Origin of the sequence: Anoxybacillus sp. FSL W8-0104, assembly GCF_038004465.1 — a bacterium.
Classification (GTDB): domain Bacteria; phylum Bacillota; class Bacilli; order Bacillales; family Anoxybacillaceae; genus Anoxybacillus; species Anoxybacillus flavithermus_G.
Genome location: NZ_JBBOQU010000001.1, coordinates 71,942 through 85,000 on the forward strand (window position 1 = coordinate 71,942; position 13,059 = coordinate 85,000).

Annotated in this window: 14 protein-coding genes (1 of these 14 running past the window's edge); all 14 read left to right on the plus strand. The window is 41.6% G+C overall.

Annotated features, from left to right (window positions below):
- The first annotated feature begins 10 nt into the window (after positions 1-10).
- Complete coding sequence (gene hpt / locus NST18_RS00375) at positions 11-556, plus strand: hypoxanthine phosphoribosyltransferase (RefSeq protein ID WP_064213885.1); 546 nt, start codon at positions 11-13, stop codon at positions 554-556.
- A gap of 86 nt (positions 557-642) precedes the next feature.
- Positions 643-2,526 carry an ATP-dependent zinc metalloprotease FtsH gene (ftsH, locus tag NST18_RS00380; RefSeq protein ID WP_064213884.1) on the plus strand — a complete coding sequence of 628 codons (1,884 nt, stop codon included), beginning with the start codon at positions 643-645 and terminating at the stop codon, positions 2,524-2,526.
- Positions 2,527-2,626: 100 nt separating this feature from the next.
- Positions 2,627-3,412 carry a type III pantothenate kinase gene (locus NST18_RS00385; RefSeq protein WP_064213883.1) on the plus strand — a complete coding sequence of 262 codons (786 nt, stop codon included), beginning with the start codon at positions 2,627-2,629 and terminating at the stop codon, positions 3,410-3,412.
- A gap of 221 nt (positions 3,413-3,633) precedes the next feature.
- The gene (gene iscB, locus NST18_RS00390; protein WP_088223581.1) at positions 3,634-4,914 is read left to right on the plus strand and encodes an RNA-guided endonuclease IscB; all 1,281 of its coding nucleotides are present in this window, start codon (positions 3,634-3,636) and stop codon (positions 4,912-4,914) included.
- Positions 4,915-4,974: 60 nt separating this feature from the next.
- Entirely contained in the window at positions 4,975-5,865 is an 891-nt protein-coding gene (gene hslO, locus NST18_RS00395; protein WP_004888596.1) for an Hsp33 family molecular chaperone HslO, read from the plus strand.
- 69 nt (positions 5,866-5,934) lie between these two features.
- Positions 5,935-6,861 carry a cysteine synthase A gene (cysK, locus tag NST18_RS00400; protein ID WP_004888597.1) on the plus strand — a complete coding sequence of 309 codons (927 nt, stop codon included), beginning with the start codon at positions 5,935-5,937 and terminating at the stop codon, positions 6,859-6,861.
- 120 nt (positions 6,862-6,981) lie between these two features.
- Positions 6,982-8,382, plus strand: a complete 1,401-nt coding sequence (gene trpE / locus NST18_RS00405) for an anthranilate synthase component I (RefSeq protein WP_035019061.1) — start codon at positions 6,982-6,984, stop codon at positions 8,380-8,382.
- Positions 8,383-8,387: 5 nt separating this feature from the next.
- Positions 8,388-8,963 carry an aminodeoxychorismate/anthranilate synthase component II gene (pabA, locus tag NST18_RS00410; RefSeq protein ID WP_004888599.1) on the plus strand — a complete coding sequence of 192 codons (576 nt, stop codon included), beginning with the start codon at positions 8,388-8,390 and terminating at the stop codon, positions 8,961-8,963.
- A gap of 6 nt (positions 8,964-8,969) precedes the next feature.
- Positions 8,970-9,839 (plus strand): aminodeoxychorismate lyase, encoded by an 870-nt coding sequence (gene pabC, locus NST18_RS00415; RefSeq protein WP_004888601.1) that lies wholly within the window; start codon positions 8,970-8,972, stop codon positions 9,837-9,839.
- A complete protein-coding gene (folP, locus tag NST18_RS00420) occupies positions 9,839-10,672 on the plus strand; it encodes a dihydropteroate synthase (protein WP_064214528.1) in 834 nt (277 codons plus the stop codon). The genes pabC and folP overlap by 1 nt, the downstream gene beginning before the upstream one ends.
- Complete coding sequence (folB, locus tag NST18_RS00425; RefSeq protein ID WP_004888607.1) at positions 10,662-11,024, plus strand: dihydroneopterin aldolase; 363 nt, start codon at positions 10,662-10,664, stop codon at positions 11,022-11,024. The genes folP and folB overlap by 11 nt, the downstream gene beginning before the upstream one ends.
- A gap of 2 nt (positions 11,025-11,026) precedes the next feature.
- The gene (gene folK, locus NST18_RS00430; RefSeq protein WP_064214529.1) at positions 11,027-11,557 is read left to right on the plus strand and encodes a 2-amino-4-hydroxy-6-hydroxymethyldihydropteridine diphosphokinase; all 531 of its coding nucleotides are present in this window, start codon (positions 11,027-11,029) and stop codon (positions 11,555-11,557) included.
- Positions 11,557-12,558 carry a tRNA dihydrouridine synthase DusB gene (gene dusB / locus NST18_RS00435; protein WP_004888612.1) on the plus strand — a complete coding sequence of 334 codons (1,002 nt, stop codon included), beginning with the start codon at positions 11,557-11,559 and terminating at the stop codon, positions 12,556-12,558. Before folK ends, dusB begins: the two co-directional genes overlap by 1 nt.
- 66 nt (positions 12,559-12,624) lie before the next feature.
- Positions 12,625-13,059, plus strand: partial view of a lysine--tRNA ligase gene (gene lysS, locus NST18_RS00440; protein ID WP_004888614.1) — the start only. It continues 1,050 nt past the right edge of the window; only the first 435 of its 1,485 coding nucleotides appear in the window; the start codon lies at positions 12,625-12,627; the stop codon falls past the right edge of the window.

Here is a 13,059-nt window from a genome sequence, read left to right on the forward strand (position 1 = left end):
AGGAAAGAATATGGGCATGCATCAAGATATGGAAAAAATTTTAATTACAGAAGAACAAATTCAACAAAAAGTAAAAGAACTAGGAGCATTATTGACGAAAGAATATGAAGGACGCTTTCCGCTTTTGGTTGGTGTACTAAAAGGCGCGATGCCGTTTATGGCAGACTTGATTAAGCATATCGATACATATTTAGAAATCGATTTTATGGACGTATCAAGTTACGGTCATGCAACGGTGTCATCGGGTGAGGTGAAAATTTTAAAAGACTTAAACACATCGATTGAAGGTCGTGATGTTCTCATCATTGAAGATATTATTGATAGCGGGTTAACGTTAAGTTATTTAGCAGATTTATTCCGTTATCGCAAAGCAGAATCGATTAAAATCGTGACTTTGCTTGATAAACCGTCTGGTCGAAAAGCAAATATTGAAGCTGATTATGTCGGTTTCATCGTTCCAGATGAATTCGTTGTCGGTTATGGGTTAGACTATTGTGAGAAATACCGAAACCTTCCGTACATCGGTGTGTTAAAACCAGAAGTATACAGTAAATAATTTTTTCATGCACATCGTTTGTTTTGGAACGTTTTTCTATGATACTATTGACTATAGCGTGTTTTAAGTGTGGGAGGAGGTAGGAGATGAACCGCATTTTCCGTAATACAATTTTTTACTTACTCATTTTTCTTGTCGTCATTGGTGTTGTGAGCTTTTTAAATGGCGGCAATCAACGTGCAGAGCGGATGACGTACGATGCGTTCATTACCCATCTAGAAAACGGTGATGTAAAGTACGTCTCGTTGAAGCCAGAGCGAGGCGTTTATGAAATTCGCGGACAATTAAAAACGTATGCTGAAGGACAATTTTTTACGACGTACGTAGCGAACAGTCCGCAAATTCTTCAGCGCATTGACGAAGCCGCACAACAGGCGAAAGTAGAAGTGTTGCCTGCGGATGAAACGAGCGGATGGGTGACGTTTTTCACGTCCATTATTCCGTTTATCATCATTTTTATTTTGTTCTTCTTTTTATTAAATCAAGCACAAGGTGGCGGCAGCCGAGTGATGAATTTCGGCAAAAGCCGTGCGAAACTGTATAATGAAGATAAGAAGCGTGTTCGTTTTAAAGACGTTGCCGGTGCGGATGAAGAAAAGCAAGAACTTGTTGAAATTGTCGAGTTTTTAAAAGATCCTCGTAAGTTTGTGGAACTCGGAGCTCGCATTCCGAAAGGTGTTCTTCTCGTCGGACCACCTGGAACAGGAAAAACGTTATTAGCGAGAGCGGTTGCTGGAGAAGCTGGTGTACCGTTTTTCTCTATTAGTGGTTCAGATTTCGTTGAAATGTTTGTCGGTGTTGGTGCTTCGCGTGTACGTGATTTGTTTGAAACTGCGAAGAAAAACGCCCCTTGTATTATTTTTATTGATGAAATTGATGCAGTGGGACGTCAACGTGGTGCTGGTTTAGGTGGAGGTCACGATGAACGGGAGCAAACATTAAACCAATTGCTCGTTGAAATGGATGGATTCGGCGGAAATGAAGGAATTATTATTATCGCTGCGACAAACCGTCCGGACATTTTAGACCCTGCCCTTTTACGTCCTGGTCGTTTCGATCGTCAAATTACGGTTGACCGTCCAGATGTGAAAGGACGTGAAGCTGTTCTTCGTGTGCATGCACGCAACAAACCGCTCGATGAGTCAGTTGATTTAAAGACGATTGCGATGCGTACGCCTGGTTTTTCTGGTGCTGATTTAGAAAACTTATTAAATGAGGCTGCCCTTGTTGCTGCTCGACGGAACAAGAAAAAAATTGATATGAGCGATATTGATGAAGCAACGGATCGTGTCATTGCTGGTCCTGCTAAGAAAAGTCGCGTCATTTCTGAAAAAGAGCGAAAAATTGTTGCTTATCACGAAGCAGGTCATACAGTCATTGGCATGGTGCTTGCGGATGCGGAAATGGTCCACAAAGTAACGATTGTGCCACGTGGCCAAGCTGGTGGATATGCAGTTATGTTACCGAAAGAAGACCGTTATTTTATGACGAAACCAGAGCTGCTTGATAAAATTACAGGGCTTCTTGGCGGACGTGTGGCTGAGGAAATCGTATTTGGCGAAGTAAGTACAGGAGCGCATAATGACTTCCAGCGCGCAACAAGCATTGCTCGTCGCATGGTTACGGAGTTTGGAATGAGCGATAAGCTTGGACCAATGCAGTTTGGTCAGTCTCATGCTCAAGTGTTCCTAGGTCGTGATTTGCATAATGAGCAAAATTATAGCGACCAAATTGCATATGAAATTGACCTTGAGATGCAACGCATTATTAAAGAATGTTACGAAAAAGCGAAACGCTTACTAACGGAAAACCGCGACAAGTTGGATCTGATTGCCAATACGTTGCTTGAAGTGGAAACACTTGATGCAGAGCAAATTAAACATTTGTTCGAACATGGTACGTTACCAAACCGCAATGACAATAAACAAGAGGAAGTAAAAGTAAATATCCAAACGAAAAAAGAAGAATAAAGGTGTCTCTTTTTATTAAGAGGCATCTTTTTTTACCGTCCGCTTAACCGAGTGTGATATGATGAAGAAGGAACAAATGGTGAAAAAGTGGGGATGAGTGATGATTTTTGTATTAGACGTTGGAAATACGAATACTGTATTAGGTGTGTATGACGGAGACGAGTTGAAGTTTCATTGGCGCATTGAAACGAGCCGAAGCAAAACGGAAGATGAATACGGAATGATCGTAAAAATGTTATTACAAGATGTCGGATTGCGTTTTTCTGACATTGACGGCATTATTATTTCTTCCGTTGTGCCACCGATTATGTTTGCATTAGAGCGCATGTTTACAAAATATTTTCATATTAAACCGCTCATTGTAGGTCCGGGCATTAAAACGGGATTGAATATTAAGTATGACAACCCAAAAGAAGTCGGAGCGGACCGGATTGTCAACGCTGTGGCAGGTATCCACTTGTACGGCGCACCGCTTATTATTGTCGATTTCGGTACAGCGACAACATACTGCTATATTAATGAGCATAAGCAATATATGGGAGGGGCTATTGCCCCAGGGATTACAATTTCCACGGAAGCGCTTTATTCTCGAGCAGCTAAACTTCCGCGTATTGAAATTGCTCGTCCGGATGACATTATTGGAAAAAATACGGTAAGTGCGATGCAAGCAGGAATTTTATACGGATATGTCGGACAAGTGGAGGGCATTGTGTCACGAATGAAAGAAAAAAGTGCCGTTCCTCCAAAAGTCATTGCAACAGGTGGGTTAGCATCTTTAATTGCCCATGAATCGAATATCATTGATATTGTTGATCCGTTTTTAACATTAAAAGGATTACAATTGTTATATGAACGAAACAAGAAAGGTCAACAACCCAATGACTAAAGTCATGGGCTTGTAAGCCCCATGTTGACCAGACCAAGGCTTGAAACAGAGCCTACGTTATAGATGTCATGACACGTTCGGGTGCTTCTCCAGCCCGTTCCTCTGTCGTGCAAGGTTAAACAAGCGTGGTGGGTAGCGCTAGTGTCTTGCACATAACAAGCATCTATAACATGGTCGAGGAGAATATGACCTGCTTTATGCAGAGGAAAGGGGAGAACCCTATGGTTTTTGTGTTAGACACAAACAAACGTCCGCTTGCTCCTTGTCACGAAGCAGTTGCAAGAAAGCTGTTGAAACAAGGGAAGGCAGCGATTTACAGGCGATTTCCATTTACCATCATCTTGAAAAAATCAGTAGACGAATCAGAAATTAAAGCAACATATCGGCTAAAAATCGACTATGGAAGCAGGCATACAGGATTAGCGATTTTGCGAGGACAAGAAGTGGTATGGTTAGGGCAACTTGACCATCGCACAGACATCAAGGAAAGAATAGATAAAAGGCGTGCTTTTCGTCGAGCAAGACGAAATCGAAAAACAAGATACAGAAAACCACGCTTTCTGAACCGCAAGCGAAAGGAGGGGTGGTTGCCGTCATCACTAGAGAGTCGTGTGCAAAATATCCAAACATGGGTTAACCGCCTAAAGAAGTTATGCCCCATTGGGTATATATCATACGAAAATGCCAAATTCGACACGCAACTCATGCGAAATCCTGAAATCAATGGTGTAGAGTATCAACAAGGCACGCTACAAGGATATGAAGTACGGGAGTATTTGCTTGAAAAGTTTGGGCGGAAGTGTTGTTATTGCGGAAAAGAAAATGTTCCACTTGAAGTGGAGCATATCATTCCAAAATCGAGAGGTGGAACAGACCGAGTGGATAACCTATGTCTTGCCTGTCATGACTGTAATCAGCGCAAAGGAAGTAAGACAGCAGAAGAATTCGGGTATCCGCACATTCAAAAGCAAGTCAAAGAAACATTAAAGGATACAAGTGCTATCAACTCGACAAGATGGAAAGTGTATGAAGTGTTAAAGCAGACAGGATTAGATGTCGAGTGTGGAACAGGTGCACGAACAAAAATGAATCGTATTCGTTTAGACTTGCCGAAAACACATTATTTTGACGCTTGTTGTGTAGGCGAAAGCACAACAAATCACTTATATTTCAAAACAAAAGAAGTGTTATTTATCAAGGCAAAAGGGCGTGGTAGTCGCTCTCGTACAAACCTAGATAGATATGGCTTCCCAAGAGGTTATCTTGCAAGACAAAAGTTCTTCTTTGGCTTCCAAACAGGGGACATGGTTAAGGCTGTTATCCCAAGAGGGAAATATCAAGGCGTTTGGTTTGGCGAAGTCGCATGTAGAAAGACTGGAAGTTTCGATATTAAAGGCAAGGACGGTAAACGTATCGCACAAGGAATAAATTATAGATATGTCCAAGTCATTCAGCGATTTGACGGATATGCTTATGGAAAGGGGGTGGCGGAACTTGCGTAAGGTGCAATTCCTCCCCGTGCCTAAAGGCAGGGGCTTCCTTGCGTAAGTTTCGTGACAACTATGGCAGATTATTTAGTAAAAGCGCTAGCATACGATGGTCAAGTGCGAGCGTATGCGGTGCGCACAACAGAAACAGTACGGGAGGCGCAGCGAAGACATCAAACGTGGCCAACAGCATCCGCAGCACTAGGTCGTGCGATGACAGCGGGTGTGATGATGGGAGCGATGTTAAAAGGAGATAGTCAAATTACAATTAAAATTGAAGGTGGTGGCCCTATTGGTCATATTCTTGTCGATAGCAATGCCAAAGGGCATGTACGTGGTTATGTATCCAATCCGCATGTTCACTTTGAACTAAATGCAAACGGGAAGCTCGATGTTGCTAGAGCTGTTGGAACGAATGGAACATTAACTGTTGTGAAAGACTTAGGATTACGCGATTATTTTACAGGACAAGTTCCGCTCGTGTCTGGGGAGCTTGGTGAGGATTTTACATACTATTTCGTTTCCTCTGAACAGACGCCATCATCCGTTGGAGTTGGTGTGCTAGTCAATCCGGATTATACGATATTGGCGGCTGGTGGTTTTATTTTGCAACTGATGCCGGGTACAGAAGAACAAACCATTGCAGACATTGAAAAAAATTTAACTACCATTCCACCGATTTCAAAAATGATTGAAAGTGGTTTAACACCAGAACAAATTTTACATGCGCTACTCGGCGGAGAACAAAATGTAAAAATTCTTGAAACGATGCCTGTATCATTCGTTTGTCGTTGTTCACGTGAGCGGGTAGCAGATGCGATTATTAGCTTAGGGGTGGAAGAAATTCAGCAAATGATTGATGAAGAAGGAAAAGCGGAAGCATCTTGTCATTTTTGTAATGAAACGTATACGTTTTCAGCCGAAGATCTTGAGGAATTAAAAAAATTAGCAAAACAAAATGATTGACAATTTCGAAAATAACTGATAAATTGGTTACAAATTCTATAAAAATACTCGGGATTAGAGGTGGATGAAATGGCACGTGTAGTACAATCTATTACAGAGTTAATTGGTCAAACACCGGTAGTTAAATTAAACCGCATTGTTGATCACGATAGCGCAGATGTATACTTGAAGCTAGAGTTTATGAACCCAGGAAGCAGCGTGAAAGATCGTATTGCGCTAGCGATGATTGAAGCAGCCGAGAAAGCAGGGAAAATTCAGCCTGGTGACACGATCATTGAACCGACAAGCGGAAATACGGGAATTGGTTTAGCGATGGTTGCTGCTGCAAAAGGATATAAAGCCATTTTCGTTATGCCTGAAACGATGAGTTTAGAGCGCCGCAACTTACTTCGTGCTTACGGGGCAGAGCTTGTGCTGACGCCAGGAAGTGAAGGAATGCGAGGTGCGATTCAAAAAGCAGAGCAGCTCGCACAAGAGCACGGCTATTTTATGCCGCAACAATTTAAAAACGAAGCGAACCCAGAAGTACATCGTTTAACAACAGGAAAAGAAATTGTTGAGCAAATGGGCGATCAACTCGATGCATTTGTGGCCGGAATTGGAACAGGTGGAACGATTACAGGAGCAGGAGAAGTGTTGCGTCAAGCGTATCCAAACATTAAAATTTATGCTGTTGAACCAGCAGACTCTCCAGTGCTTTCCGGCGGAAAACCAGGTCCACATAAAATTCAAGGAATTGGAGCCGGCTTCGTTCCTGATATTTTAAATACATCCATTTATGATGAAGTCGTTACTGTAAAGACAGAAGAAGCGTTTGCAGCTGCTCGTCTAGCTGCTCGTCAAGAAGGGATTTTAGGAGGAATTTCATCAGGTGCAGCCATTCATGTCGCGTTGCAAGTAGCGAAAAAATTAGGAAAAGGAAAGAAAGTGTTAGCGATTATTCCAAGTAACGGTGAACGTTACTTGAGCACACCGTTATATCAATTTGAAGAATAATTCGGCAAGGACATTCTTGCCGAATTTTTTTTCGTGATTGTTTCTACATGTTCGTTGTACAATAAGCGTATGGATTGATGAAGAGGGGGGACATCTTTGAACAAACAAAGGCGACGAACAATGATCAAAAAGATCACATACGCACAACGTGATTGGTTTTCGCAATATAAAGCATTATCGCGAAAACAGTTGCACCATGTTTTGCTTGAAAGTGGGCGAGACGGCCGGTATAGCATAATCGGTTTACAACCATTTGCAGTCGTTATTGGTAAAGATGATAAATTGACGGTTTGGCAGAAGCATCGTACAGAAACGTTTGAAGGGGATATATTGCAATCGCTAAAGAAATGGTTCCGTCAGTGGGAAATAGAAAAATTAGAAGAAGGGCCAGATTTTCAAGGTGGAGCAATTGGCTATATCAGTTACGATTGCGTTCGCTATATTGAAAAGCTTCCTTCGATTGCATGTGATGACTTAAATATGCCTGATTTATATTTTTTAGTATTTGATGATGTGTTCGTATATGATCATCATGCATCTTTTCTTTATTTCATCACTCATTATGTAGAAGGAGAAGAGCAACAAGCGAACGAACGTCTCGAGCGATACGAACAACTATGGACAACTGATTTTTCCGACGTTTCCCGCCCGTTTATTCCGAACTACGAAAAAGAAGAAGCGGTGTCAATGAGTGAAGAACAGTTTATGGAAGCTGTCAAAAAGGTGCGCACGTATATTGCGCAAGGCGATGTCTTTCAAGTGAACTTGTCTGTACGACAATCGAAACGGTTACTTACACACCCGTTTACGATTTATGAAAAATTGCGCACATTAAATCCATCACCGTATATGGCGTATATGCATTTCCCTGAATTTCAAATCGTAAGCGGTTCTCCGGAGCTACTTGTGAAAAAGAAAGGAAAGTATGTAAGTACGCGTCCGATCGCAGGAACACGCTCACGTGGCAAAACGATTCAAGAAGATGATCAAATTGCCCAATCATTATTAGCAAATGAAAAAGAACGTGCCGAACATTTAATGCTCGTCGATCTAGAGCGGAATGACCTTGGACGTGTATGTGCATATGGAACGGTAAAAGTGGATGAGTTTATGGTCATTGAAAAATATTCTCATGTCATGCATCTTGTCTCCCATGTTTCTGGGCAGCTCGCGGAAGGAAAAGATGCATTTGATGTTATATCAGCCGTTTTTCCAGGTGGAACAATCACAGGGGCACCAAAAGTACGAACGATGGAAATAATTGAAGAGCTAGAGCCTGTTCGACGTGGCATCTACACTGGTTCAATCGGGTGGATTGGATTTGATGGTGATATGGAGTTGAACATTGCAATTCGGACAATGATTGCAAAAGATGGTCTTGCGTATGTGCAAGCAGGAGCAGGGATTGTCATTGATTCACAACCGGAACATGAGTATAAAGAATGTTTAAAGAAAGCATTTGCGTTATGGAAAGCAAAAGAGTTGAGTGAAGAAGAGTATGTACAATTAAGCTTGAGGTGAGCCAAATGATTTTAATGATTGATAACTATGATTCATTTACGTATAACCTCGTTCAATATTTAGGGCAATTAGGGGAAGAATTAATTGTTAAACGAAACGATGAGGTAACGATTGCTCAAATTGAACAACTTCACCCCCACTTTTTAATGATTTCACCTGGTCCTTGCAGTCCGAATGAAGCGGGTATTAGCATGGCAGCCATTGAATATTTCGCAGGGAAAATCCCGATTTTTGGTGTATGTCTTGGCCATCAGTCGATTGCCCAAGTGTTTGGTGGAGAAGTTGTTCGGGCCGAACGTTTAATGCATGGCAAAACATCGTCGATTTTTCATGATGGCAAGACGATTTTTACTCAAATTCCCAACCCCTTTACAGCCACGCGTTATCATTCATTAATTGTAAAAAGGGAAACATTGCCCGATTGTTTTGATATCTCTGCGTGGACAGAAGAAGGGGAAATTATGGCCATTCGCCATAAAACGCTGCCGATTGAGGGGGTTCAATTTCATCCGGAGTCGATCATGACGGAATATGGTTTAGACATGCTTAAAAATTTTATTACATTATACAAACGAAAGTGATGTTGCATGTTTATTTATATCAATGGGCAAATCGTAAAAAAGGAAGAGGCACGCATTTCCGCGTTTGACCACGGGTTTATGTATGGACTCGGTTTATTTGAAACGTTTCGCGTATATGATGGACATCCGTTTTTGCTTGATGATCACTTAACGCGCCTTCACGATGGGTTAAATATGTTAAACATCTCGTTTTTTATAACGCGGGACGAAGTGATGCATATTCTCTCCCGACTGTTGGAGGCAAACGGTTATCGCGATGCATATGTGCGTTTAAATATATCGGCTGGTGTTGGTGATGTGGGGTTACAAGTGGATAAATACACAGCGCCAACGGTTATTATGTACATGAAACCTGTTCCGACGTTTGCAGAGGAAAAAGTTTGCCAAACGTTACGAATAAGAAGAAATACACCAGAAGGGTATATCCGTTTGAAGTCACACCATTATTTGAACAATATTTTAGGTAAGTGGGAAATCGGCAAAGATGCACACGTGGAAGGTATTTTCCTTACACAAGACGGATTTGTCGCAGAGGGAATTGTTTCTAACGTTTTTTGGGTGAAAGATGGCATCGTGTATACTCCTTCAGTAGAAACCGGTATTTTAAACGGTATAACGCGATTGTTTGTGATCGATTTGTTGCGCTCGTGGGGTGTTCGTGTGAGAGAAGGATTTTACTCGCTACAACAACTGAAAGAAGCAGATGAAATATTTTTAACAAACTCCATTCAAGAAATCGTGCCGGTTTGTCGATTGGATGGTGATATATATCCCGGGAAATGTGGGGAAATGACGAGCCGTCTCCAACGTGCGTACGCCTTTTTTACTACACATTTATGGACAAGGTATGAAAGAAAGGACGGGTACGTTCATTGATGGATGTTATATATTGTGGAACATATAAGTTAGACTTGCGAAAGAATACGATTATTATGGGCATTTTAAATGCCACTCCTGACTCCTTTTCTGATGGCGGAAAATATAATCATGTAGAGCAGGCTGTTGAGCGTGCGAAGCAACTTGTCGCTGAAGGAGCACATATCATTGATATTGGGGGAGAATCCACTCGCCCTGGAGCCGAAAAAGTATCACTTGAAGAAGAATTGCGTCGCGTCATCCCGATTGTAGAAGCGGTTGCTAAAGCGGTGAATGTACCCATTTCGATTGATACGTATAAAGCAGAAGTAGCTAAACAAGCCATTGAAGCGGGCGCGACAGTGATTAACGACGTTTGGGGAGCAAAGGCAGATTCCAATATGGCTCAAGTAGCCGCTTACTATGGTGTACCTATTGTATTAATGCATAATCGTTACGATCGCCATTATAAAGATCTCATTTTGGACATGATGAACGATTTAAAAGAAAGTATTGATATAGTCAAACAAGCTGGTGTGAAAGACGAACAAATTATTATCGATCCAGGGATCGGGTTTGCTAAAACAGTAGAGCATAACTTGGAAGTGATGCGTCGGTTGGATGAATTTTCGGTTCTCGGGTATCCGATCTTGTTAGGAACATCGCGAAAATCATTTATCGGACATGTGCTTGATTTACCCGTTCATGAACGAGTAGAAGGGACAGGAGCAACAGTTTGCCTCGGCATTGCAAAAGGAGTGCACATTGTTCGTGTGCACGATGTTTTACCGATTGCTCGAATGGCTAAAATGATGGATGCGATGCTTGGAAAAGGTGAAGAAAATGCGGGATAAAATTTACATTAGTCAAATGGAATTTTACGGTTATCATGGGGTGTTTCCGGAGGAGAATAAACTCGGCCAACGTTTTTATGTTGACGTCACAATCGAAACGAACTTACAAAGAGCTGGCATTACTGATGATTTGAGCGAAACGATTAATTACGCGCATATATACGACATATGTCAAAGCATCGTTGAAGGCAAGCCTTTTAGACTTATTGAAGCGGTAGCAGAGCAGATTGCTGAGCAAATTTTATCCGCGTATGAAACAGCGTCATCGTGTACAGTGAAGGTGACAAAGCCTAATCCACCAATTAAAGGTCATTATGCTTATGTGGCGGTTGAAATTACGAGAGGACGTTAGAAATGGAACATATTTCTTATATTGCGTTAGGATCAAACATAGGGGATCGCTTTGCATATTTGCTTCAAGCAGTGAAAGCGTTACATGACCATGAATGTATTTCTGTTTTAGCGACATCTTCCGTTTATGAAACAGATCCCGTTGGATATGTCGATCAAGATTGTTTTTTAAATATGGTTATCAAAGTGGCTACATCATTATCTCCGTTTGCTTTACTAGCAGTAACGATGGATATTGAAAAACAGTTTGGCCGCAAACGAGAAGTTCGTTGGGGGCCAAGGACGTTAGACCTTGACATTTTGCTATATAATCATGAAAATATTGAGACAGAACAACTTATTATTCCGCATCCGCGTATGTTTGAACGGGCGTTTGTATTAATCCCGTTGTTTGAAATAGATGAATCTTTAATTATTCCATCTGTTCAACGTCCTTTACGTTCGTATGTGGAGCAGTTATCGGACAAGGGTGTTCGTATATGGAAAAGCCGCGAAGAAGTGGAAGAACAATTATTGGGAAAGGAGGGGATTTGATGTTTAAAATCGGAAATGTACAAATTAATAACCCTGTTGTACTTGCACCGATGGCAGGGGTATGTAATTCAGCATTTCGTCTAACTGTAAAGGAGTTTGGTGCAGGACTTGTTTGTGCAGAGATGGTTAGCGATAAAGCGATTTTATTTAATAACCCAAAAACAATGGGCATGCTTTATATTGACGAGCGTGAAAAACCATTGAGTTTGCAAATTTTTGGTGGGGAAAAAGAGACGCTTGTACAAGCCGCTAAATATGTAGATCAACATACGAACGCCGATATTATCGATATTAACATGGGATGCCCTGTTCCGAAAATTACGAAGTGTGACGCGGGAGCAAAGTGGTTGTTAGATCCAAATAAAATTTACGACATGGTAGCCGCCGTCGTCGATGCGGTGGAGAAGCCTGTCACAGTAAAAATGCGAATCGGTTGGGATGAAAATCATATTTATGCTGTCGAAAACGCTCAGGCGGTAGAACGGGCAGGTGGACAAGCGGTTGCTGTTCATGGCCGAACGCGCGTACAAATGTATGAAGGAAAAGCGGATTGGAACGTCATTAAGCAAGTGAAAGAAGCGGTTCGTATCCCCGTTATCGGTAACGGTGATGTCCAGACCCCTCAAGATGCTAAACGAATGTTAGAACAAACAGGCGTCGATGGCGTCATGATTGGGCGTGCTGCTCTCGGTAATCCATGGATGATTTATCGTACCGTTCGTTATTTAGAAACGGGTGAACTTATCCCGGAACCGTCTGTACGTGAAAAAATCGAAGTGTGTATTTTACATTTGGATCGTTTAATCGCTTTGAAAAATGAATATATCGCTGTAAAAGAGATGCGTAAACATGCCGCTTGGTATTTAAAAGGTATTCGTGGAAATGCCAAAGTTCGCAATGCGATAAATGAATGTCAGACGCGTGATGAACTCGTGACGTTGCTTATGAGTTTTGTGGAGGAAGTTGAAGCAAAAGAACAACATGTTGTCATAGAATCGTAAAACATACTGTCAGCTCATGCTGGCAGTATTTCTTAAAAAATAAACGGTTATTGGAGTGAATTCGTTATGTCGCATGAGGAATTAAATGATCAGCTATTAGTTCGTCGTGAAAAGTTACATAAGTTGCGTGAAAAAGGGATCGATCCATTTGGAAAACGGTTCGAACGCACACATAAAGCAGAAGAACTATTTGCGTTATACGGTCATTTATCAAAAGAAGAACTTGAAGAGAAACAAGTTCAAGTTTCTATTGCCGGTCGAATTATGACGAAACGAGGCAAAGGGAAAGCGGGATTTGCGCATATTCAAGATTTGACGGGACAAATTCAAATTTATGTGCGTAAAGACGATGTTGGTGAAGAGCAGTATGAAATTTTTGATACGTCAGATTTAGGAGATATTGTCGGCGTACAAGGAACAGTATTCAAAACAAAAGTGGGAGAATTGTCTATCAAGGTACACTCGTATGAAATGTTGACGAAATCGTTGCGCCCGCTCCCT

Coding starts and splice junctions, on each gene's coding strand:
- folK (WP_064214529.1), top strand. CDS start 11,027: ATGGAACATATTTCTTATATTGCGTTAGGATCAAACATAGGGGATCGC.
- cysK (WP_004888597.1), top strand. CDS start 5,935: ATGGCACGTGTAGTACAATCTATTACAGAGTTAATTGGTCAAACACCG.
- folB (WP_004888607.1), top strand. CDS start 10,662: ATGCGGGATAAAATTTACATTAGTCAAATGGAATTTTACGGTTATCAT.
- ftsH (WP_064213884.1), top strand. CDS start 643: ATGAACCGCATTTTCCGTAATACAATTTTTTACTTACTCATTTTTCTT.
- hpt (WP_064213885.1), top strand. CDS start 11: ATGGGCATGCATCAAGATATGGAAAAAATTTTAATTACAGAAGAACAA.
- iscB (WP_088223581.1), top strand. CDS start 3,634: ATGGTTTTTGTGTTAGACACAAACAAACGTCCGCTTGCTCCTTGTCAC.
- pabA (WP_004888599.1), top strand. CDS start 8,388: ATGATTTTAATGATTGATAACTATGATTCATTTACGTATAACCTCGTT.
- trpE (WP_035019061.1), top strand. CDS start 6,982: ATGATCAAAAAGATCACATACGCACAACGTGATTGGTTTTCGCAATAT.
- NST18_RS00385 (WP_064213883.1), top strand. CDS start 2,627: ATGATTTTTGTATTAGACGTTGGAAATACGAATACTGTATTAGGTGTG.
- pabC (WP_004888601.1), top strand. CDS start 8,970: ATGTTTATTTATATCAATGGGCAAATCGTAAAAAAGGAAGAGGCACGC.
- dusB (WP_004888612.1), top strand. CDS start 11,557: ATGTTTAAAATCGGAAATGTACAAATTAATAACCCTGTTGTACTTGCA.
- folP (WP_064214528.1), top strand. CDS start 9,839: ATGGATGTTATATATTGTGGAACATATAAGTTAGACTTGCGAAAGAAT.
- hslO (WP_004888596.1), top strand. CDS start 4,975: ATGGCAGATTATTTAGTAAAAGCGCTAGCATACGATGGTCAAGTGCGA.